The sequence below is a fragment of the Micromonospora sp. NPDC023737 genome, from assembly GCF_040639715.1.
GTDB lineage: Bacteria > Actinomycetota > Actinomycetes > Mycobacteriales > Micromonosporaceae > Micromonospora.
The window spans coordinates 213,001-233,667 of record NZ_JBFAAL010000002.1 but is presented as its reverse complement, the minus strand read 5'-3'; the positions used below and the strand labels follow the sequence as shown (position 1 = coordinate 233,667).

Below are 20,667 nucleotides of genomic sequence, written 5' to 3'. Positions count from 1 at the left end.
CAGCCTAACCCAGTTTCGCTCATCGCGCGTGCGCGAAAGCCCGGTTAACGAACACTGAACCTGAGCGAACAGCCGAGCCGAGGCGACGACCGGACTGAATCGCTGCCCGGACGTGCCGCGATGCGGACGTTCACCCACCCCCCGCCTACCCGTACATTGAGGGCCGCAACCGGCGGAGCGACGACTACCTCGCCCCGGTCGGCACCCCCTCGTCCGCGGCCCGTGCCGCGTCCGTACCCGGAGCAGACCAGATGTCCGAGCCATCCCCCTCTGCCGACCCGACCCCGTCGCCCCGATCGGATCCACCGCCGTGGGCGCCGCCCGACCCGGGAGCGTGGTCGGCCGCCCCCGGCCACGCCCCGCCGACAGGTTTCACAGCGCCGGACGCCGCCCCGCTCGCCCAACCGATCGATCCGGCATCGCCGACCAACGCCGTTCCCGCGACACCGAACGGCTGGGTCGCCCCGAGTCCGCAGTCGCCGTACGGCCAGCCGTGGCCGTACGCGCATCCACCGGCTCCCCGCCCGCAGGGCGGCAGGCGTTCCCTCGGCCCGATCGTCGCCGTCGCCGTCGTCGCGGTGCTCGTCGTCTGCGGCGGGCTCGGCGCGACCGCTCTGGTGCGCCTCTCCGATCCGCCGAGAATCCCTCCGGTCGCCGAACAGCCCTACCCGGCCCCGTACCAGTACGAGACCGAGGAACCCGAGGAGGAGTCGCCGTGGGCGAGCGAGCCCGCGCTGACCCCCTCCGCCGGATCGGGCACCGAACGCGTGATCTATCAGGTGACCGGCGAGGGGTGGGCCGAGCTGCAGTACTACGACGCCAACGGCGACCTCGTCCAGATCGAGAACGCGTCGTTGCCGTGGCGGCTCAGCATGACCACGCGGAACGGCAGTCGGCTGATGGTGATCGCGACCCAGGACGTTCAACCGTCGATCACCTGCCAGATCACAGTCAACGGAAAGACGGTCGACCGTCAGTCGGCGGTCTACGAATACGGGACGAGCTGCTTCGGTTCAGCGGCCGGTTGAACCGGCGGCGGCAGGTCGTAGGCTGACGGGCGTGACGACGACCGCCGATGCCGATCCGCTGGTGGCCCGGATGCGGCCGTTCGGCACCACCATCTTCGCCGAGATGTCCGCACTCGCCGTCCGTACCGGCGCGGTCAACCTGGGCCAGGGTTTCCCGGACACCGACGGCCCGCTCGAGATGTTGGCCGCCGCCGCCGAGGCGCTGCGCTCCGGGCAGAACCAGTACCCGCCGGGTCCGGGAATCCCTGCCCTGCGCGCGGCGGTGGCGGCGCACCAGCGCCGGTTCTGGGGGCTGGAGTACGACCCGGACGGCGAGGTCGTGGTGACGGCCGGCGCCACCGAGGCGGTCGCCGCCGCGATCCTCGCCCTCTGCGAGCCGGGTGACGAGGTGGTGTGCTTCGAGCCGTACTACGACTCGTACGCCGCCTCCATCGCCCTGGCCGGCGCGGTCCGCCGCCCGGTCACGTTGCGTCCGGTCAGCGGTGGCCGGTACGCCTTCGACCCGGACGCGCTGCGCGCGGCGTTCGGGCCGCGCACCCGCCTGGTGCTGCTGAACTCGCCGCACAACCCGACCGGGAAGGTCTTCACGCCGGCCGAGTTGACCCTGATCGCCGAGCTGTGTCAGGAGCACGACGCGTACGCGGTGACCGACGAGGTGTACGAGCATCTGGTCTTCACCGACGCGTCCGCCCCGCACCTGCCCCTCGCCGCGCTGCCTGGGATGCGCGAACGCACCCTGCGCATCTCCTCGGCCGGCAAGACCTTCTCCTGCACCGGCTGGAAGGTCGGTTGGGCGAGTGGGCCGGCGCGGCTGGTGTCCGCGTTGCTCCGGGTGAAGCAGTTCCTCACCTTCGTCAACGCGGCGCCGCTCCAACCGGCGACGGCAGTGGCGCTCGGCCTGCCCGACGAATACTTCGCCGGCTTCCGGGCCGGGATGCAGGCTCGGCGGGACCAACTGGTCGAGGGCCTGAACGACGCCGGGTTCGACGTGCTCGCCCCGGAGGGCACGTACTTCGTCACCGTCGACATCACGCCCCTCGGCGGCCGCGACGGGGTGGAGTTCTGCCGTTCGCTACCGCAACGCTGCGGCGTGGTCGCGGTGCCGACCCAGGTCTTCTACGACGACACCGAGGCCGGGCGGCGACTGGTCCGTTTCGCCTTCTGCAAGCGGCCCGAGGTGTTGACCGAGGCGGTCACCCGCCTGCGTCGACTCGCCGCGAGCTGACCTCCGCGCCCCCGTTCGCCCGGGCAACCCACCGGAAGCCCGGCAGGGCGTGAGAGTCCGGGTTTCCACCGTGCAGGTCCAGCCCGGGTCGTCGGAGCAGGATCGCCGGCCGCGCCGGCCGGGCCGGGTCATCCGGCGATCCGGGTCGGGCCCGGCTCCTCCTCGGACGCCTTCGCCGGACGGGCCGCGGCCATGGCGGAGAGCACCGAACCGCCGTCGGCGAGCAGCACCGACTCCGCGTCGTCGATGAAGGCGAGGTCCGCCTCCACGTGCCGGCAGGCGGCGGCGAGCAGCAACCCGACCACCGGGTCGGCCGAGTTACGCCGCAGAGCGTCGAGGTTGCGCAGTTCCCGCAGCAGGTGCGCGCGTTGGTTGCCGAGGACCGTCCGTACGGTTTGCGCGGCCCCCGAGCGGGCGGCAGCGGTCACCTTCAGGAAGAAGTCGTCCCGGAAGCCACCGCTGCGCGGGCTCGGCTCGCCGAGCCAGCGGTCCAGTTGGACGCGCCCGTCGTCGGTGATCTCGTAGACCACGCGGTCCGGTTTGGTGGGCTGCTCCTCGCGGTGCGCGACCACCAGCCCGTCCCGCGCCAACCGGTCGAGGATCTGGTAGAGGTGCCCGATGTTCAGCGGGCCCCACTGTGGACCGACTGAGCTCTCGAACTCCCCCTTCAGTTCGTAGCCGTAGCTTGGCCCGCCGGACAGCAACGCCAGGACCGCGTGCTGGATCGCCATCGTCTCCTCCAATTCCGGCCTTGCATTGTGACAATGTAACGCGCAGAGTGATGGGCAGCACAACGGGGAGGCGCGAATGCTCAGGTTCATCTGGAGGCAGCCTCGTGGCCGTGCGGGACGGTCGGTGGCGCTGCTGGTCGGCGTGCTGGTGGCGACCACCGGCTTCGTGGTCCTGACCGGCGCCACCACCACCTCCCGTCTGGACGTCCGGGGCACCGTCGAACACAACACCATGGCCGCCTACGACATCCTGGTCCGTCCGAAGGGGACGCGCAGCCCTCTGGAGACCGAGCGCGGGCTGGTCCGCCCGAACTACCTCGCCGGCCTCTTCGGTGGCATCACCTTGCAGCAGTACGAGCAGGTCAAGGCCGTGGACGGCGTCGACGTCGCGGCGCCCATCGCGATGCTCGGCTACGCGACCACGCCCCTGCTGACGCCGCTGGACCTCACCGACGCCGTCGACCGGTCGTTGGACCGCCAGGTGATCCGGGTCGATCCGGCCTTCGCGGCCGAGCGCGGCCTCTCCTCCGCACCCGGCAAGCCCCGGTACGTCTACGTGACCAAGCACCCGCTGATCTACCCGCGGCAGGATGCGCCGACCACCTCCTATTCGGTGCGGTACTCCGACGGTCACTCGTACCCCGTACCGCCGGAGTGTCGCGGCCCTGCCGCACGGGAGGTGCTGCCCGGCGGGCGCACCGTCGCCATCTGCAACCCCGGAGAAGGCGTGTTGGGTGCGGTGGGCACCTACTCGGAGCGCGACCACTGGTCGGTGGACGCCATCCGCCTGCTGCCGGACGGCCGGTTCGAAGGCCTGACCGCGCTGGTGACCGACTCGGACAACTATCCCGATCCCTCGACGGCCGACCGCCTCGTCCTGGCGTACCAGCTGACGGTGCCGATCCTGCTCGCAGCGGTGGACCCGGCGGCCGAGCATCGGCTCATCGGCCTCGCCGACACGGTGGTGGCAGGACGAGCCCTCCGTCCCGGGGACACGGTCAAGGTGACCCCCGACCCCAAGGTGCCCGGGTACGAGGTCCCGGTGCTCGTGACCAGCCGTCCGTTCATCGACGAGGTGCTCACCGCCCGGTTCACCCGGCTCGCGGGGGTCAGCGCGGCCGGCGTGCCGGGAGCCGACCTGGAGAAGACGCTGGGCCGGGTCACCGGGACGCCGGCCGGAACCGGCCGGTACGACGTGACCACCGGATACCGAGCCCTGATCGACAAGGGGATCGCCCAGTTCGGATGCTGCATCGGGCAGTTGCAGCGGATCGTGCAGTCGGCCGACGTGCAGTACGACCAGTTGCCCGACGGCACCCTGCGGGCCCGCGCGCATCCGGCCGGCGCGCCCGAGGTGTACGGCGGGACGGGCGCCTTCAACCCGTGGCCCCGTCCCTGGCTCGCGGACGATGTCGGATCCCGAGATGTGCGGCCGCTGCCGTTGGTCGAGGGCTACAACCGGCCGTGGCGCTCCTGGCGAGCCGTCGGTGTCTTCGACCCAGGCAGGCTGACCGGGTTCAGCGACCTCGGCAAGGTGCCGCTGGAGACGTACGAGCCACCGGTGGCGGAGGGTGCCGACGACCGGAGCCGGGCCGCGCTGGGCGGGCAGCCGCTGGAGCCGAGCGGCAATCCGGCCGGTTACCTGTCCGCACCTCCGCTGCTGCTCACCACTCTCGACAGCGTGCCGAAGCTCCTGGAGCGCGGCGGCGCGCCGCAGATCAAGACGCCGATCAGCGCCATCCGCGTACGGGTCGCCGACGTGGACGGCTACAGCGAGCGCTCCGCCGAGCGGGTCAGGCTGGTCGCCGAACAGATCGCCGCCCGTACCGGACTGGACGTCGACATCACCCTCGGCTCCTCGGCAGCGCCACAGACCGTGGAGCTGCCCGCCGGTTCCTTCGGGCGGCCCACGCTGCGGCTGACCGAGCACTGGTCGGCGCTCGGCGTCGCGTCGGTCATCACGCAGGCCGTGGACCGCAAGAGCGTGGTGCTCTTCGTCCTCGTACTGGTGGTCTGTGCGCTGTTCCTCGGCAACGCGGTGAGCGCCGCCGTCCGGGACCGCAGGCCGGAACTCGCGGTGCTCGCCTGCCTCGGCTGGCCGGTACGCCGAATCGCGACGCTGATCCTCGGCGAGGTCGCCGTGCTGGGGCTGGCGGCGGGCCTGCTCTCGCTGGCCCTCGCGGTGCCGGTCGGTATCACGCTCGGCATCGACGTGGACTGGCGACGGGCGGCGTTGGCCGTACCCGTGGCGCTGCTGCTCGCGCTGGCGGCGGGAGTGGCGCCGGCGCTGCGGGCCGCGCGCGCCCACCCGGCCGGCGCACTGCGCCCGGTGGTGGCGGGCGCCCGTTGGGTACGACGACCGCGCACCCTGGTCGGCCTCGCCGTGGTCAACCTGATCCGCACCCCGGGGCGCACGCTCCTGGGGGCCGGCGCCCTGGCGATCGGCGTAGCCGCGCTGACGCTGGTCGCCGCCGCCGCGTACGCCTTCCGCGGTGCGATCGTCGGCAGCCTGCTCGGCGATGTGGTCTCGCTGAGTGTGCGCGACGCGGACATGGCAGCGGCCGCCGCGACGGTGCTGCTCGGCGCGGCGGCGGTGGCGGACGTGCTCTACCTCAACATCCGCGACCGGGCCGGCGAACTGGCCACGTTGCGTGCGGTCGGTTGGACCGACGCCGCGCTCGCCCGGCTGGTCGGCTACGAGGGGCTCACGCTGGGTGTCGCGGGTGCGGTGATCGGGGCGGCCGTGGGGCTGGGTGGGGCGGCCTGGATGATCGGTGCCCTGCCCGCCGCGCTGGTCCTGGCCGCGGCGCTCGTCGCGATGGCCGGAGTGTTGGTGACGGCGGTCGCCGCCCTGGTGCCCACCATCCTGTTGCGTCGTCTGCGGACGGCGCGCCTACTGGCGGAGGAGTAGACGATGAGCGAGACCACCAGCAGCACGGTCGCGGTGGAGCACCTGACCCGGCGGTTCGGCAGCGGGGCCGAGCAGATCACGGCGGTCGACGACGTGTCCTTGACGATCGCGGCGGGTTCGGTGGTGGCGCTGACCGGGCCGAGCGGGTCGGGCAAGTCGACGCTGCTGCATCTGATCGGCGCAATCGAGCAGCCCGACGAGGGGACCATCGCCGTCGACGGGGTGGAGATCAGCAGTCTGCGGCGGGCGGGCCTGGCGCGTTACCGGCAGCGGGTGGGCTTCGTCTTCCAGCGCTACCACCTGCTGCCGGCGCTCACCGTGCTGGACAACGTGCTCGCCCCCGTGCTGCCCCGACGCGGCCGCGCCGACCACCTGGCCCAGGCCCGGCAGCTGATCGAGGCCGTCGGCCTGGCCGGACGGGAACGGGCCCTGCCGGCACAGCTCTCCGGCGGCCAGCAGCAGCGCGTCGCCATCGCCCGCGCGCTGATGGGCGGTCCCGGCCTGCTCCTCGCCGACGAACCCACCGGCAACCTCGACTCGACCACCGGGGCGCAGATCCTCGACCTGCTGCTCGGCCTGCGCGACCGGCACGGCATGACGATCGTGCTCGCCACCCACGAGCGGGCCATCGCCGCCCGCTGCGACCGGCTGGTCCGGCTCGGCGACGGCAGCGTGGTCGAGGACCTCGACCTCACCGAGGGTGAGGACCCGGCGGACACCTTCGACCGGGCCGCCCGGCTAAGACTCTGAGCCGGCGGCCCGTGCCGGACCGGTCAGGAGGCCACCGGGCTGGCGGTACGGACCTGGTCGGCGATCCGCTCGGCGACTGCGCGGGCGGCCGTCTCGGTGGCGGCCTCGACCATCACCCGGACCAGCGGCTCGGTGCCGGAGGGGCGCAGGAGCACCCGCCCGGTGCCGCCCAGCTCGTTCTCGGCCCGCTCGACCTCGGCACGCACGGCCGGCGCGGCGGCGCCGACGGTACGGTCGCCGACCGGCACGTTGATCAGCACCTGCGGGAGCTTGGTCACCACGGCGGCCAGCTCGGCCAGCGAACGCCCGGTGGCCGCCATCCGCGACATCAGGTGCAGACCCGTCAGAACGCCGTCGCCGGTGGTCGCGTACGCGGGCATGACGATGTGCCCGCTCTGCTCACCGCCGAGGGCCAGCCCGGACGCGCGCAGCTCCTCCAGCACGTACCGGTCGCCGACCTTGGTCTCGACCAGCCGGATGCCCTCGGCGGACATCGCCAGCCGCAGCCCGAGGTTGCTCATCACGGTCGCGACGAGCGTGTCGTCGGTGAGCGTCCCGGCCTCCCGCATGGCGAGCGCGAGAATCGCCATGACCTGGTCGCCGTCGACCTCGTCGCCGTCGGCGGTCACCGCCACGCAACGGTCGGCGTCGCCGTCGTGCGCGATGCCCAGGTGCGCGCCGTGCTCGACCACCGCGGCGCGCAACGCGTCGAGGTGGTTGGATCCGCAATCGTCGTTGATGTTGAGCCCGTTCGGCTCGGCGTGGATGGCGATCACCTCGGCGCCGGCCTCCCGGTAGGCGACCGGAGCGACCTCGGCGGCTGCGCCGTTCGCGCAGTCGACCACGACCTTGATCCCGTCCAGCCGGTGCGGCACCGTCCCGACCAGGTGCTGCACGTAGTGGTCGGCACCATCGAGCAGGTCGTGCACCCGCCCCACGCCGGCACCCACCGGACGGTCCCAGGCCGAGGTGGCGTTCGCCTCGATCGCGGCCTCGATCTTCATCTCGATCTCGTCGGGGAGCTTGTGCCCCCCGGCCGCGAACAGCTTGATCCCGTTGTCCGGCATCGGGTTGTGCGACGCGGAGAGCATCACGCCCAGGTCGGCCTTGGCCTCGGCGGTCAGGAACGCCACCGCCGGGGTGGGCAGCACACCGACGCGGATCACCGTGGCACCGGCGCTGGTCAGGCCCGCGACGACGGCGGCCTCCAGCATCTCGCCGCTGGCCCGGGTGTCCCGGCCCACCACTGCGACCGGCGGATGACTCCGATCGGTCTCGGCGAGAGTGTGTGCCGCGGCGACGGCCACCGCGAGCGCCAGCTCGGGTGTGAGATCCACGTTCGCCCGTCCGCGGACGCCGTCCGTACCGAACAACCGACCCATACCCGCCAAACCTCCGATGACGCGGCCGACAGAGAAGAAGCGAAACGGCCGGCCCACCTCCCGTCGAAAAGGAGGCGGACCGGCCGTCCGTCAGACGTACAACGCGCGACTGCTGGTCAGCGCTTCGAGTACTGAGGAGCCTTGCGGGCCTTCTTGAGGCCGTACTTCTTGCTCTCCTTGACCCGGGCGTCCCGGGTCAGGAAGCCGGCCTTCTTCAGGGCCGGGCGGTCGTCCGGCTCGTTGACGATCAGCGCCCGGGCGATGGCCAGCCGGAGCGCACCCGCCTGGCCGGTGATGCCGCCACCACGCAGGTTGGCGATGACGTCGAACGCCTCCGGCTTCTCGGCGGTCACCAGCGGATCCTTGATCAGCTGCTGGTGCACCTTGCTCGGGAAGTAGGCCTCGAGGTCGCGGCCGTTGCAGGTGATCTTGCCGGTGCCCGGCACGATGCGGACCCGGACGATGGCCTCCTTGCGGCGGCCCACGGTCTGGATCGGGCGGTCTCCACGAGGCGCGCGGGCGACGGGCGCCGGCGCCTCGGTGGCCTCGGGGGCGACCTCGGTGGCGGTGATGTCGGTCATGCTGATTCCTTCGCCCGCGCTCACTGCGCGATCTGCTTGATCTCGAACGGCACCGGCTGCTGGGCGCCGTGCGGGTGCTCGGCACCGGCGTAGACCTTCAGCTTCTTGATGAGCTTACGGCCGAGCTTGTTGTGCGGCAGCATCCCCTTGACAGCCAGCTCGATGGCCCGCTCCGGACGCTTGGTCAGCAGCTCGTCGTAGCCGACCTGCTTCAGACCACCCGGGTAACCGGAGTGGCGGTAAGCGATCTTCTGCTGACGCTTGTTGCCGGTCAGCGCAACCTTGCCCGCGTTCACGATGACGACGAAGTCGCCCGTGTCGACGTGCGGCGCGAAGGTCGGCTTGTGCTTGCCACGCAGCAACGTGGCGGCGTGGGTGGCCAGGCGGCCCAGCACGACATCAGAAGCGTCGATGACGTGCCACTGACGCTCGATCTCACCCGGCTTCGGGCTGTACGTACGCACAGGTCTACCTTGTCTCGTCGTCGGTCTGGGGTCCGCGCGCCGGGTCACCAGGCGCGCACGAACGACCAAGCGTACCTGATGCGGCACGCCTCTGGATGTCGTACAACAGCAGGCAACGATACCCGGCGCCCGGTGGGCTGGTCAAAGCGGGGTCCCGTCGACGTGCCCTGCGCGAGTCACGGCCCGACCGAAGTCATGACCGGGGACACACCCGCGGCCGGTTCGCACAGCAGCTTACCCGCAGCCGACGGGGTGGGCTCAGAGCTGTTGCAGGATGCGGAGCGCCCGGCCGACCCGGCGCATCGTGTCGATGTCCGCGACGTCCACGCACTCGGTGAACCACTTCTTCATGGGCGAGGAGAGGCGGTCGGGCATCACCACGTAGCCGCCCATGGACACGGCGAGTGGTGAGTCGCGCAGCAGCGCCTGCTCGACCACCTCGGCCACGATGACGATGGGCACCTCGGTCGAGTTGTAGACGTCCGAGCTGATCACCAGCCCGAGCCGTTCCCGGGCGCCCTCGATGCGCCAGACCTCTCCCCTACGCAGCACGCGGTCGCCCGCGGAAAAGCACGTCGTCGACCATGCCCACCTCACGTGCGTCGGCGAGGGCGGCCGATTCGAGATCCATTCCGGCACGGCCGACGGCCGCGGCGTGCTCGGTGAAGACCTCCCGCAACGCCTTCTCCCGGGCGGCCTGGTCGATCCACGCGGAGAGCGACATGCCCTCGCGCTTGGCGAACCGGCGCGCCTCCTCGATCGTCTCGTCGGAGAACGACAGCGTCACCTTGGCGGTCATGCCGCTGAGATTACCCATCGGTATGACCATCAGTCATCCCCACTGGCACGGGTCGACGAACCGGGCACCGCCACCCGCGTGGCGATCCCGGGAACGGACCGGTCGAAACGCGAGCCGGCGCGGGCCCGCCGGACGGCCCGAGCCCGGCCCGACGCTGCCGCGTCGGGCCGGGCGGTCGCACGTCGGAGGCACCCCGCCGCCTCACCCGACCGGCGTCGGGAAGCCCCGGCCCTGCTCGGCCTGGAGCCGCAGCATGGCGTGCTCGGTGACGGTGACCAGCACGTGCTTCACCGAGTCACGCCGCCGGGCATCCGTCATGATCAGCGGCACCTGGGGCGAGATCGCCAGCGCCTCGCGGACCTCCTCCAGCTCGTACCGGGGCGCACCGTCGAAGCAGTTGAGCGCGACCACGTACGGCAGGTTGCGGTTCTCGAAGTAGTCCAGCGGGGCGAAGGCGTCGGTGATCCGGCGGGTGTCGACCAGCACGGCGGCACCCACCGCACCCCGGATGATCTCGTCCCACATGAACCAGAAGCGGGTCTGACCCGGCGTACCGAAGAGGTACAGGATCAGATCCTGGGCCATGGTGATCCGGCCGAAGTCCATGGCGACCGTGGTGGTCTCCTTGCCCGGCACCTTGGACGGATCGTCGATCCCGACGCCGGCCGCGGTCATCACCGCCTCGGTCCGCAGCGGGGTGATCTCCGAGATCGAGCCGACCAGTGTGGTCTTGCCGACCCCGAACCCGCCCGCGATGACGATCTTGGCGGAGACGATCCCGCGGCTCTGCTGACCCCCGGCGGGGTCATAGCCTGCGAAGTCCACTTAGCACCCTTCCAAGCAGTTCCATCCGCTCCTCGAATCCCTCGGCGGGAGCAGCAGTGTTTAGCGTCAGCAGGCCCTCGGCCACCATGTCGGCGACGAGCACCCGGGCGACGCCGAGCGGCATCCGGGTGTACGCGGCGATCTCCGCCATCGACTGCGCCCGGCCCTCGCAGACGGTGGCGATGCGGTGCTTGTCGTGGCCGGCGAACCGGGACTCGGCGGCCTGGGTGGGCGTGGCCATCAGGACCGCCTCCAGGGCGATCTCCTGCCGAGGCTCCGTACGGCCGCGGGTGACCGCGTACGGTCGCACCAGCGCACCGCGCGGGTCACGCCGGGGTTCCATCCGCGATCACCTCCTCTCCGTACCGGCGCCTGGCGGCCCCGGTCCCTTCCTGTCACGTCGTGTGCGCGCGGCCGTCGCGCCCCAGGGTTGTGAACGCACCGCGCCTGCGGCTACGAGCGCACCGCGTCACGCGGCAGCGGTACCAGCGCGGCTCCGACCCGCTCGACCAGCAGAGCCATCTCGTAGCCGACCTGGCCCACGTCGCAGCTGCGGGCGGCCAGCACGGCCATCGACGAGCCGTCGCTGATCGACATCAGGAACAGGTAACCGCTGTCCATCTCGATGACGGTCTGCAGCACGCCTCCGGCGCTGAACATCCGGGCGGCGCCCTCGGTCAGACTCACCACGCCAGAGGTGATCGCGGCGAGCTGGTCCGCCCGGTCCGCGGGCAGGTCCCGGGAAGAGGCGAGCAGCAACCCGTCGGCGGACACTGCCACCACGTGGGCGATACCCGCCACGCTGTCGGCGAAGTTGGTGAGCAACCAACCCATGTCCTGAATGGCCGCTGGCCTGTTCATCGGGTCTCCTTGTCGGAAGTGTGGTTCTGGTCCGTGCCGGCCGACCGGCCGCGCTGCACACCGCGGTGGTAGGCCGACAACAGTCCACGTACGTCGTCCGGGCTGCGCCGGGTGCGCTCCCGGCCGCCGCGGGAGGGTTCGATGCCACCCGGCACGAGTTGTGCCTGCGGCACCCGCTTGGGCAACCCGGAACGGGTGGTCCCGCCGTCCGTCGGCTCGGCCGCCCGGCTGGCGCGCGACCAGCCCTCGTCGGCCGCCGTCCGCCAGGCGTCCGCGGCGGACGCGGTCGGCGCGGCGGACGCCGCCGGTGCGGTCGGCGCGGCGGACGCGGCCGGCGCGGTCGGCGCGGCCGGCGGCGGCGTGTACGAGGGAGGTGGCGGCTGCGACGCCGCGGCCGTGTTGCTGACGCCGGGGGTACGGGTGGGCAGCGGCGCGGTCGGGCTGGTCGTCGCGGACGCCGTCTCGGCCGACGCCCGGGCGCCGAGCGCGGCGGCTGGTGGCTCGTCGAACTTCGGACGGGTGAAGATGGCCGTGGTGTCGTTGCCGTGTGACCGGAACCAGACCGCCTCCATCTCCCGGAAGATCGGGGCCTCCGCCGTCGGCTCGGGGGCAGCCGCGATCGGTGCCGGGGACGGCGCGGCCGGTGCGGCCGCGGGCGGCATGGCGGATGGCGCCGGCGGGGCCGCCGGCGCGGCGAACGACCCGAGCGGTGCCTGCGGGGCGGGCAGGTCGGTGGCCTCGGCTCCCGGCGCACGTCGGGGCAACGGCGCGAGCGTCGGGTGGGCGGCGGTCGGGCTGTCGGCGGCGAGACCGCCCCCGGTGTACGGCCGGGCCGACGGCGTGGTCAGGCCACCGGCGTTGACGACCGGCGCGCTCTCCCTGGCGTCCACCGGCGACTGCCACGGTGCCGGGGCGGGCGTGCTGGTGCGCCACTGATCGGGCAGCGTGGCCGCCGAGGTGAGGGCCGCGGGCGGCTCGGCGAGCGCGACCGGCGTGTGCGGTGCCCGTTCGACCGCCATCGGCTGACGCGGGCGCGGCGGGGTGAGCGCCTGATCCCGACCACGCAGGCTGGGCAGCACGACGGTGGAGTTCGGCAGCGTCACCTGCGCGACGGTGCCGCCCTCGACGTTGCGACGCAGCTCGACGCGGATTCCGTACCGCGAGGCCAGGCGGCTCACCACCGCCAGACCCATCAGCCGGAACGCCGCGACGTCGACGGTCGGCGGTGCGGCCAGTCGGCGGTTCAGCGAGTCCAGCTGCTCGTCGGTCAGCCCGAGTCCACGGTCCTCGATCTGGATCAGCACGTAGTCGCGGATCCGGCGGCCGTCGGCGACCACGACGGTGGTCGGCGGCGAGAACCGGGTGGCGTTGTCGAGCAGCTCGGCGACCAGGCGGACGACGTCGTTGACGGCGTGCGCGGCGACCGAGATATCGGTGTCGACCGTGCCGAACTCGATGCGGTTGTAGAGCTCGACCTCGGACTGGGCGGCGCGGAGCACGTCCACCAGCAGCGCGTCGTCACGACGCGGCACGGCCGAGTCGGCGCCGGCCAGGACCAGCAGGTTCTCGTCGTTGCGGCGCATCCGGGTGGCCAGGTGGTCCAGCTCGAAGAGCTGCGCCAACCGCTTCGGGTCCTCCTCGCCACGCTCGATCGCGTCCAACTCGCCGATCATGCGGTCGACCAGGGTCTGACTGCGGCGGGCCAGGTTGAGGAACATGGCCGAGACGCTGGTACGCAGCGCTGCCTGCTCGGCGGCGACCCGCACCGCTTCCCGGTGCACCACGTTGAAGGCGGACGCCACCTGCCCGACCTCGTCGCGGTTCGACAGGTTGATGGGGTCCCGGACCTGCTGGACGATCTCGTCGACACCGCCCTCGCCGACGCTGCCCATGTTCTGCAGACGCGCGACGGCGTCGGGCAGGTCGTGGTTGGCCACCGAGAGGGCGCCCTCGCGAAGCCTGCGCAGCGATCCGTTGAGCGACCGGGCCAGCACCACGGCGAGCGTGATCGCGATGACCAGGGTCAGCAGGACCAGCACCGACTCGAGCACGGCCTGCTGGATGACGTCCGAACGCAGCTGCTCGGTCTGGGCGACGAGCGAGTGCTCCAACTGCATCTCGGCCCAGCGCATCAGGTCGTTGACCGCACCGATGGCGGCGGTGGCGTCCTGCGCGGTGACCAGCGGACGCTGGCCCACCGAGCGGGTGATGTCGGCCGCCACCCGGTCGGCGAGGCCGACCGCGTCACCGGAGACGGTGCTGTTCACCAGCGCCCGCTTCTCGGGGTCGGCGGCCAGCGAGAAGGCGATCAGCGCCTCCTGCTGGCTGGTCAGGGTGGCCACGAACGAGGAGAACTGCTCCTCGTCGAGCTGTCCGGCGCTGAGCGCCGAGAAGGCGACGGCCTCCTCCTCGGCCACCGAGGACTTCGCGCGGGCGAACGCGGCGACGGCGCGGCGGCTGTCGGAGATGCGCTCGCCGCCGGGAAGCTGGGCGAGTCCGTCCCCGTACGCGACCAGGTCGTCGAGGATCACGCCGTAGCGGAGCATCGCCTCGGCGACCGCCATCTGCCGGCGGTCCACGACCTCCTGCCGGGTGCTGTCCAGCGTGTCCAGGTGGGCGTCGATGGCGACCAGCCGGTCCCGTACCGCCGCCGGCACGTCGCCGATCCGCTTGCGCTCCGCGCGGTACGCATCGACCCGCTGCTGCGTCTGGCGTACGCGCAGGTTGTACGCGTCCGCCTGCCGCTGCGGGGCGGCCAGGTACGCCGCCGCGGCCATCCGTTCGAGGTGCAGGTCCTGGGTGAGGGCGGAGACGTCGACGCCGAGCTGGGTCAGTTCCCGAGCCTGGGTGGCCTCGTACGCGCCCTGACCGACCGAGACGAGCCGGACGGCCGCCAGCGCGACCACCGCGGCGACAGGCACCACCAGGATCAGCGCGAGCTTCGACCGGATCCGGACGTCACGCAGTCGGGGCATTCGCCGACGGGCCGGCCGAGCTTTCGCACGGTTTCCGGGCAGGGTCGTCGGTCCGGTGCTCACGACATCGCCTCCGTCGTTTTTTCCACGCCTGAAAGCCCGAACCGTGCCGGGCGCGATGCGCGGCGGCACGCGCGGCACGGCCGCGATTTCATCAGAGACGCTCCTGTTTGGGAAGCCGCAGGCGGGCAGATATGGGTCGCACCGCGCGGAACCCGTGTTCCGGTCAACTGATACCTTCAATTCCGCAAGCCCGTGAACTGGGCATGTAACTCCAGTGTGGTCACACGTGTATGGAACGTGACCGTTTCCAAACGTCGCTTGGCCCCACGATGTGGGATGGCCGTCCCGAAACGGCGGCCGATGCCCGCGCTTGACCACAGCGCTCGCCGTTGGCAAGGTTTTGCAGGCCTCGTGCACACCGTACGGCACACTCTTCCCGTCTCTCCACTGAGGACGGACTAGCTGCGGCGACCGGGCAGCCCCCGCGCCCGCACCTGGAGGACGACTTGAGCCCCATCCGCTCCACGACCATTGCGGCTCTCGCATCCGTCGTACTGGCCGGCACACTCACGGGTTGCCAGTTCGGCACGGAGAACGCGACGGCGAGTCCGATCGTGATCGCCGCCGACCTCGAACTCTCCGGCGCCGCCGCTCCCGTCGGGAAGGCGTACCAGCGCGCCCTGAAACTGAAGGTCGATCAGCTGAACTCTTCGGGTGCCCTGAACGGCCGGCAAATCAAACTGACGGTGAAGGACAACCGCTCCGACGCGAGCGAATCGCTGCGCAACATTGGCGACTTCAGCAACGATTCCCAGGTCAGCGCGATCATCATGGGCGGCTGCAACGAATGCGCGATCGGCGCGGTGCGGACCATCAACGAGAAGAAGATCCCCACCATCGCCCTCGCCACGTCCAGCACGGTGGCCAACCCCGTGGCGGACCGCCGGTACGTGTTCAAGCTCGGCCCGAACGCCGCCGACAGCGCCTCCGCCCTCGCCGGTGAGCTGAGCCGCAAGGGCGTCCGCAAGGTCGCGATGCTGTACAGCGCGGACGACTACGGTCGCGAGGGGCTCGCCGCCCTGCAACGCGAGCTGGACAAGGCGTCGATCAAGTTGCCACACAAGGCATCGGTCAAGGTGACCGACACCGATGTGAGCCAGCAGGTCCAGTCGCTCGCCTCCCGCAAGCCCGACGCGCTGGTCATCTGGACCCCGCCGGAGCAGGCCGCGCTCGCCGCCACGGCGTCGAAGCAGGCTCACTTCACCGGCTCGCTCTACTTCGACGCCGGCGCCGCCGGAGACCTCTTCCTCGGCGAGTCCGCCCAGGCCACCGAGCGGGCCACGATGATCTTCACCCAGACCATGGCGATCGACGACGTGATCGCCACGACGCCGGCCAAGGCCTCTCGCCGCCAGTGGTTCCAGGACTACACCGCCCAGTTCGGTGGCTACAACGGCGCCTCGTCGTTCGCGGCGGACGCGGTGCAGCTCATCGTGGACGCGCAGACGCGCGCCGGCGGCCCGGCCGACGAGGTGAACCGGGACGGCATCCGGGACGTGCTGGAGACCTCCCAGCTGGACGGCCTCTCCGGCCCGATCCGGATGACTCCGGACAACCACTCGGGGCTCATGCCGCAGGCGCTCACCACGCTGGTGGCGCGCAACGGGCGGTGGCGCCTCGCCGGTTGAGGCGGTGCGGTGTGGTCCGCCGTACCCGGCCCGGACGGTCGGGCTCGGACCCTCTGCCGGGGACGGCGGACCACACCGTGGTGCGGATCCAGGTGGTCAACGGTCGGCGTAGCGGTCAGCGGCTGCTCGTGGTCTCGCGGACCCAGGGAAGGGCGACGCGCTCGATCACCACGAGGGCGCTGTAGAGCAGGATGCTGGCCAGCGCGACCAGCATGATCGCCGCCCACGCGGTGGCGGTGTCCCCGACGCCCGCGTACTGCTGGATGGCGTAGCCCAGGCCACCCTCGCCCGCCTGGAACTCGCCGATCACCGCGCCGATCGCGGCCAGCGGCATGCCGACCTTGAGACCGACGAAGATCTGCGGCAACGCGGCGGGGAACCGCACCTTGCGGAACGCCTGCCAGCGCGAGGCGTTCCAGGAGCGGACCAGCTCGGCGAGGTCGGCCGGCGTGGTGGTCAGGCCCGTCGCCGTGGAGAGCACGATCGGGAAGAAGCAGAGCAGGAACACCATCGTGAGGATGGGCTTCTGCCCCCAACCGAGGGCGACCACCAGCAGCGGCCCGAGTGTGATCTTGGGCACGGCGTTCACCGCGACCAGCAGCGGCGTAAACATCCGCTCCACCAGCCGCGACGAGGCGAGCGCCAGCCCGAGCAGGATGCCGGCCGCCACGGAGAGCGCGAACCCGATGAGGATCTCCAGCGTGGTGTCGCCGGTGTACTCCAACATCTGGGCAGGCTTGTCGACGAACGCGGTCAGCACGTCCCCCGGAGGCGGCAACGCCGCCGGGTGGACCAGCTCCAGCCGGGCGGCGAGCCACCAAACGGCGAGAGCGATCAGCAGACCGACCGTGGGCAGCAGCGCCGTCCCCGCCCCCGCGGCCCGTACCCCGGCCGTCACGCGTCGACCGGCAGTCGGTGCGGTCTCCGCGGTCTCGGGTTCGGTCAACGGCTCGGCCGACCGGACCTCGGTCATGGTCTCCTCCTTCGGGTCGTCCGGCACCGGGCCGGAACGCGAGTCGGGGTGCGCCCCGCCGGAGTCCGGCGAGACGCACCCCAGGCCGCTGCGCTGATCAGGCCTTCGGCGTCAGGCTGAAGTCGATGATCTGCTCGGGCGTGATGTTCTGCTTCAGGGTGCCGGCGCCCTGAAGGATCGCGATGCTCTTGGCCACCCGGCCGCTGTCCAGCGTGCCCAGCGCGGTGCCGGAGTTGCTCGACCGCACGTAGCCGGCCATCAACTGCAGCTCGGCGGCCGCCGAGTCGACGTTGGTGGCGGGCACGTTCTTCTGCAGGATCTTCGCCGCCTCCTGCGGGTTGGCCAGGCTGTACTCCAGGCCCTTCATCAACGCGGCGGTGAACTTCTTGACCATCTCCGGCTTCTCCTTGGCGATCTTCGCCGAGGTGATCAGCACGTTGCCGTAGAGGTCCTGCATCACGTTGCTGTACGGCAGCAGGACGGCCTTCTTCTTCGCCACGCCCTCGATCGTGGGCTGACCGACGACGAACTGGCCGATGCCGTCGACCTGGCCGGTCGCGAGCGTCTGGATCAGGGTCTGCGCGTCACCGTTGACCCAATGCACCTTGGCCGGGTCCACGCCGGCCATCTTCGCGTACGTCGGGAAGAGGTTGCGGACGACGGAGCCGGGGGTGTCGGCGAGCTTCTTTCCCTCCAGGTCCTTCGGAGAGGCGATGGCCTTGCCGTCGAGCGTGGCGATGGCGGCCATGGTGCGCTGCTGGATCGCGGCCACCGCGACGAAGTCCTTGGCCTGGCCGTTGCCGAGCTGCAGCAGGCCACCGGTCAGGTCGATCGGGCCGAAGTCGGCCTTGCCGCTGACGATGGTCTGGATCACCGCGCCGGTGCCCTGACCGGGCTTGATGTCGACGTCGAAGCCGGCCTCGGAGAAGAAGCCCTTCTCCTTCGCGACCCAGGCGTACGCGTCACGGCCGAAGTTGCCAAAGGAGGTGAGGTAGGTCACTTTCTGCTTTGATCCACCGCTGCCGCCCTTGGCGTCGTCGGACGAGTCCGAACCGCCAGAGCAGCCGGCGAGCAGGGCGAGGGTGGTGGCCAGCGCGGCCGCGGCGACCGTACGGGTCAGCCTTCTCATCAGTGCACCATGTCCTTTCCGACCGGGGCCGGCCGGCCGCCGGAGGGGTTGTCTCGGGACGCCGGCGAACGGGGGGCAGGCCGGCATCACCGTCTAGAGGGGACTCTTTCGCGGGCACAGCGTACGAGAACCCCACCTTTGCGCCGCCAGGCGTGCCGCGTTGCGGTACGGAAACAAACTGGTGTCCACCCCGGACGGTGTACGCGCCGCGACGACGAGCTAGCCTGTGGCGGATTTCTGACCGTCCACTCAGGGAGGCGTGCGGGAGATGATCCGACTGTCCGGGGTGTCCCGCACCTTCGACGGCCGCTCCGGCCGGGTCGAGGCGCTGCGCGGCATCGACCTCGAAGTGGCCGAGGGCGAGTTCGTGGCGATCCTCGGCCGCTCCGGCTGCGGCAAGTCCACCATGCTGCGGCTGATCGCCGGCCTGCTACCGGTCAGCGCCGGTGAGATCACCGTCGCGGACACGCCGGTCAGCAAGCCCCGGCAGGACATCGCGATGCTGTTCCAGAAGCCGGCTCTCCTGCCGTGGCGTACGGTGCTCGACAACGTGCTGCTGCCGGTCGAGATCTTCGGCTGGAGCCGGGCGAAGTACCGGGATCGGGCCCGACAGTTGCTCGACCTGGCCGGGCTCGCCGGCTTCGAGAAGCGCTTGCCGCACGAGCTCTCCGGCGGCATGCAGCAGCGGGTCTCGCTCTGCCGGTCGCTGATCGGCGAACCCCGCGTGATGCTCATGGACGAGCCGTTCTCCGCCCTGGACGCGCTCACCCGCGAGGAGCTCTCCGGTGAACTCCAGCGGGTGCACATGGAGAACGCCTCGACGATCGTCTTCGTCACCCACTCGATCGACGAGGCGGTGCTGCTCGCCGACCGGGTCGTGGTGCTGAGTCCCCGCCCCGGCCGGATCCGCAAGGTCGTCGACGTGGACATCCCCCGGCCGCGCACCCTGGGCCGCAACGCGCACCTCGCCGACGTCGCCCGGGTCAGCGCGGACCTGCACGAACTGTTGATGGAGCGGGAACATTCGATGACCGCCGACGCGAGCGGACGATGACCATGCGGGTGACCGTTTTCACCGAGCCCCACCGGGGCGCCAGCTACGACGACCAGCTCCGCTTCGCCCAGACCGTCGAGGCCTGCGGGTTCGAGGGCTACTTCCGCGCCGACCACTACCAGTCCATGGGCGCCGACCCGGGATTGCCCGGCCCGACCGACGCCTGGCTGACCCTGGCCGCCCTCGCCCGGGAGACCAGCCGGATCCGGTTGGGCACGCTGGTCACCTCGGCCACCTTCCGGTTGCCGGGGCCGCTCGCGGTGATGGTCGCCCAGGTCGACCAGATGAGCGGCGGCCGGGTCGAACTGGGCATCGGAGCCGGCTGGTACGAGCGGGAGCACCTCTCGTACGGCATCCCGTTCCCGCCCGTCGGCGAGCGCTTCGACCGGCTGGAGGAGCAGCTCGAGGTGATCACCGGGCTCTGGCGGACCCCGGTCGGCGACTCGTACAGCTTCACCGGCGACCACTACCGCCTGGTCGACGCCCCGGCCCTGCCCAAACCGGTGCAGGTGCCCGGGCCCCCGGTCATCCTCGGCGGTCGCGGCCCGAAGCGGACGCCTGAGCTGGCCGCCCGCTACGCCGACGAGTTCAACATGCCGTTCAAGTCCGTCGGGGAGACCGCCCAGGCGTACGACCGGGTTCGCGAGGCCAGCGACCGGGCCGGCCGGACGGAGTCGGGCCGGGCACCGCTGGTGCTCTCCGCCGGCATCGTGGTGGCGGTCGGCCGCACCGAGGCGGAGGCCGAACGGCGCGCCGCGCCGCTGCACGTGGCGAGCGCGCTACCGCCGGAGGACGCGCTGATCGGCTCACCCGCTCAGCTGGTCGACCGGATCGGCGAGTTCGCCGCCATCGGGGCCACCCGGGTACACCTGCGACTGATCGGCCTCGCCGACCTCGACCACCTCGAGCTGATCGCGAGTGACGTGCTCCCCCAGCTGAACGGAGTGGACGGATGAGCGACGGAATCGAGCTCGGCCCGGTCGGTCAGGAGGTCGTGTACGAGAACGACCGGGTCCGGGTCTGGCACATCCGGCTCGAACCGGGTGAGTCGCAGCCGCTGCACCGGCACGACCACCCGTATCTGGTGGTGGCCGTCCAGGGCGCGAAGAACGTGGTGCAGACGATCGACGGCACCCGGATCGACGCGGACGAGCCGACCGGCGGTGTGGTCTACCGGGACCCGGGCGCGGTGCACATGCTGACCAACGTCGGGAATACGACTTATCTGGCTCGGCTGGTCGAACTCAAGTAGACGCGCCGGGGCACCACCGTCACGCTGCGCGGCGTG

The 20,667-nt window shown here is 71.4% G+C and carries 20 protein-coding genes; 8 read left to right on the top strand and 12 right to left on the bottom strand.

The window, feature by feature from the left end; translation table 11 throughout:
- Nucleotides 1-251: 251 nt before the first annotated feature.
- Nucleotides 252-1,028 carry an MmpS family transport accessory protein gene (locus tag AB0F98_RS06500; protein ID WP_357729638.1) on the top strand — a complete coding sequence of 259 codons (777 nt, stop codon included), beginning with the start codon at nucleotides 252-254 and terminating at the stop codon, nucleotides 1,026-1,028.
- 31 nt (nucleotides 1,029-1,059) lie between these two features.
- Complete coding sequence (locus AB0F98_RS06495; protein ID WP_357729635.1) at nucleotides 1,060-2,253, top strand: pyridoxal phosphate-dependent aminotransferase; 1,194 nt, start codon at nucleotides 1,060-1,062, stop codon at nucleotides 2,251-2,253.
- Between the two features lie 128 nt (nucleotides 2,254-2,381).
- Here AB0F98_RS06495 and AB0F98_RS06490 read toward each other — a convergent pair whose 3' ends face one another.
- Nucleotides 2,382-2,984: a PadR family transcriptional regulator gene (locus AB0F98_RS06490; protein ID WP_357729632.1), complete on the bottom strand. Its 603-nt coding sequence runs from the start codon at nucleotides 2,982-2,984 to the stop codon at nucleotides 2,382-2,384.
- A gap of 76 nt (nucleotides 2,985-3,060) precedes the next feature.
- Between AB0F98_RS06490 and AB0F98_RS06485 the strand changes: the two genes are divergently transcribed.
- Together AB0F98_RS06485 and AB0F98_RS06480 are read left to right on the top strand one after the other, a co-directional pair.
- Entirely contained in the window at nucleotides 3,061-5,895 is a 2,835-nt protein-coding gene (locus tag AB0F98_RS06485) for an FtsX-like permease family protein (RefSeq protein WP_357729629.1), read from the top strand.
- 3 nt (nucleotides 5,896-5,898) lie between these two features.
- Entirely contained in the window at nucleotides 5,899-6,645 is a 747-nt protein-coding gene (locus AB0F98_RS06480; protein ID WP_357729626.1) for an ABC transporter ATP-binding protein, read from the top strand.
- Nucleotides 6,646-6,668: 23 nt separating this feature from the next.
- Here AB0F98_RS06480 and glmM read toward each other — a convergent pair whose 3' ends face one another.
- From glmM to AB0F98_RS06435, 9 genes are all read right to left on the bottom strand, one after another.
- Nucleotides 6,669-8,027, bottom strand: coding sequence for a phosphoglucosamine mutase (gene glmM / locus AB0F98_RS06475; protein ID WP_357729623.1), 1,359 nt, complete (start codon nucleotides 8,025-8,027; stop codon nucleotides 6,669-6,671).
- 116 nt (nucleotides 8,028-8,143) lie between these two features.
- Nucleotides 8,144-8,608: a 30S ribosomal protein S9 gene (gene rpsI / locus AB0F98_RS06470; RefSeq protein ID WP_076466623.1), complete on the bottom strand. Its 465-nt coding sequence runs from the start codon at nucleotides 8,606-8,608 to the stop codon at nucleotides 8,144-8,146.
- A gap of 20 nt (nucleotides 8,609-8,628) precedes the next feature.
- On the bottom strand, nucleotides 8,629-9,072 hold the full coding sequence (rplM, locus tag AB0F98_RS06465; protein ID WP_018720634.1) for a 50S ribosomal protein L13: 444 nt from the start codon (nucleotides 9,070-9,072) through the stop codon (nucleotides 8,629-8,631).
- A gap of 258 nt (nucleotides 9,073-9,330) precedes the next feature.
- The gene (locus AB0F98_RS06460) at nucleotides 9,331-9,624 is read right to left on the bottom strand and encodes a hypothetical protein (RefSeq protein ID WP_076466624.1); all 294 of its coding nucleotides are present in this window, start codon (nucleotides 9,622-9,624) and stop codon (nucleotides 9,331-9,333) included.
- Nucleotides 9,614-9,901 (bottom strand): DUF6364 family protein, encoded by a 288-nt coding sequence (locus AB0F98_RS06455; protein ID WP_357729619.1) that lies wholly within the window; start codon nucleotides 9,899-9,901, stop codon nucleotides 9,614-9,616. Before AB0F98_RS06455 ends, AB0F98_RS06460 begins: the two co-directional genes overlap by 11 nt.
- A gap of 171 nt (nucleotides 9,902-10,072) precedes the next feature.
- A complete protein-coding gene (locus AB0F98_RS06450; RefSeq protein WP_076466626.1) occupies nucleotides 10,073-10,696 on the bottom strand; it encodes an ATP/GTP-binding protein in 624 nt (207 codons plus the stop codon).
- Complete coding sequence (locus tag AB0F98_RS06445) at nucleotides 10,677-11,039, bottom strand: DUF742 domain-containing protein (RefSeq protein WP_076466627.1); 363 nt, start codon at nucleotides 11,037-11,039, stop codon at nucleotides 10,677-10,679. The genes AB0F98_RS06450 and AB0F98_RS06445 overlap by 20 nt, the downstream gene beginning before the upstream one ends.
- 110 nt (nucleotides 11,040-11,149) lie before the next feature.
- Nucleotides 11,150-11,557 (bottom strand): roadblock/LC7 domain-containing protein, encoded by a 408-nt coding sequence (locus AB0F98_RS06440; RefSeq protein ID WP_076466628.1) that lies wholly within the window; start codon nucleotides 11,555-11,557, stop codon nucleotides 11,150-11,152.
- Entirely contained in the window at nucleotides 11,554-14,595 is a 3,042-nt protein-coding gene (locus tag AB0F98_RS06435; protein ID WP_357729613.1) for a nitrate- and nitrite sensing domain-containing protein, read from the bottom strand. Before AB0F98_RS06435 ends, AB0F98_RS06440 begins: the two co-directional genes overlap by 4 nt.
- A 446-nt stretch (nucleotides 14,596-15,041) precedes the next feature.
- On the opposite strand from AB0F98_RS06435, the gene AB0F98_RS06430 reads away from it, so the two are divergent.
- Nucleotides 15,042-16,223, top strand: a complete 1,182-nt coding sequence (locus AB0F98_RS06430; RefSeq protein WP_357729609.1) for an ABC transporter substrate-binding protein — start codon at nucleotides 15,042-15,044, stop codon at nucleotides 16,221-16,223.
- Between the two features lie 115 nt (nucleotides 16,224-16,338).
- On the opposite strand, the gene AB0F98_RS06425 is transcribed toward AB0F98_RS06430, so the two are convergent.
- Together AB0F98_RS06425 and AB0F98_RS06420 are read right to left on the bottom strand one after the other, a co-directional pair.
- A complete protein-coding gene (locus AB0F98_RS06425; RefSeq protein WP_357729606.1) occupies nucleotides 16,339-17,196 on the bottom strand; it encodes an ABC transporter permease in 858 nt (285 codons plus the stop codon).
- A 97-nt stretch (nucleotides 17,197-17,293) separates the two neighbouring features.
- Nucleotides 17,294-18,325, bottom strand: a complete 1,032-nt coding sequence (locus AB0F98_RS06420) for an ABC transporter substrate-binding protein (protein ID WP_357729603.1) — start codon at nucleotides 18,323-18,325, stop codon at nucleotides 17,294-17,296.
- Nucleotides 18,326-18,593: 268 nt separating this feature from the next.
- Between AB0F98_RS06420 and AB0F98_RS06415 the strand changes: the two genes are divergently transcribed.
- From AB0F98_RS06415 to AB0F98_RS06405, 3 genes are read left to right on the top strand one after another with little or no spacing between them, the layout of a single operon-like run.
- Entirely contained in the window at nucleotides 18,594-19,379 is a 786-nt protein-coding gene (locus AB0F98_RS06415; protein ID WP_357729600.1) for an ABC transporter ATP-binding protein, read from the top strand.
- A gap of 2 nt (nucleotides 19,380-19,381) precedes the next feature.
- Complete coding sequence (locus AB0F98_RS06410; protein WP_357730866.1) at nucleotides 19,382-20,335, top strand: LLM class F420-dependent oxidoreductase; 954 nt, start codon at nucleotides 19,382-19,384, stop codon at nucleotides 20,333-20,335.
- Complete coding sequence (locus tag AB0F98_RS06405) at nucleotides 20,332-20,631, top strand: cupin (protein WP_357729596.1); 300 nt, start codon at nucleotides 20,332-20,334, stop codon at nucleotides 20,629-20,631. Before AB0F98_RS06410 ends, AB0F98_RS06405 begins: the two co-directional genes overlap by 4 nt.
- Nucleotides 20,632-20,667 lie beyond the last annotated feature (36 nt).